Origin of the sequence: Pseudoalteromonas sp. NZS71_1, from assembly GCF_015864305.1 — a bacterium.
GTDB lineage: Bacteria > Pseudomonadota > Gammaproteobacteria > Enterobacterales > Alteromonadaceae > Pseudoalteromonas > Pseudoalteromonas arctica.
Window position 1 is genome coordinate 1 of sequence record NZ_JADYXM010000034.1, and the last position, 1,049, is coordinate 1,049.

Annotated in this window: 1 pseudogene; it reads left to right on the forward strand. The window is 38.3% G+C overall.

Features of this window, described 5'->3' with window-relative positions:
* Positions 1–534 precede the first annotated feature (534 nt).
* Positions 535–1,049 (forward strand): annotated as a pseudogene (locus I6F43_RS19970) (transposase); the annotation flags it as partial.

Sequence of the window (1,049 nt, forward strand, 5' to 3'; positions counted from 1 at the left end):
TTCTAATTACTTACCACAGATATAACTGATACTTTATTTACGAGCGTTGCTCGTCGCGTCAGCAAGCTGCACGCCTACAAGTAAAACTAGCCCTAATCTTTAAATCTAAACTCCGAGTTTATTTACCCGTTGTAGACGCTGAGCTTGCTCGCGTGAGAAGCGATAGCTTCTATTCTCCCCTCAAAATATAATTTATAAGATTTTATTCGTTGGCAACGCCAGAAATAAGTGATTTATTCACAAAGAGGTTAAGAGGCGCTGCGCTTTTAGAGGTAGTAATAAAGCTAAGCTAAACTAATAAACCCGGGCTTATGTCTTCTCATTTACTTCTCTTTCGCTTCTCTTTGTGTAATAGATCTTTAAGTAGTTCATTGACCAAGAAATTAAATAACTAGAAGCGTTTAGCTCTAAGAAGGTTAAATACGGTCTTTAAGCTTAAAATGAGAGGTGGTATTTTTGTAGTGGTAGAGTAATTTTGGTCACCCATTAAGAAAGAAATGTTATGCTATTTGCATACAAATTTGGGTGAAAAAAATGACAAAATTAAACCGTGCAACGTACTCCGCTGCAATCAAATTAGAAACGGCTCAACTTGTAGTTGACCAAGGTTATACACAANAGAAACGGCTCAACTTGTAGTTGACCAAGGTTATACACAAGAAGAAGCAGCCAAAGCGATGGGTGTTGGTAAATCAACCGTAAGTAAATGGGTTGCTCAATTAAAGCAAGAACGTAATGGCCAGTCACCATTGGCTTCACCAATGACACCCGAACAAATTGAAATCCGTGAACTTAAAAAGCAAATCCAACGCATTGAATTAGAAAAGGATATATTAAAAAAGGCTACCGCTCTCTTGATGTCCGACTCCCTGAACAATTCTCGTTAATTGAGAAATTAAATCAACGAGAGCGTTACCCAATTAGTGTGCTATGTAGTGTATTTAATGTGCATCGTAGCAGCTATAAATACTGGGCTATACGGGATACGACACCGACACCAGAGCAAGTAAGGTTAGAGGCTGAAGTTAAAGCCATACATACAATGAGTG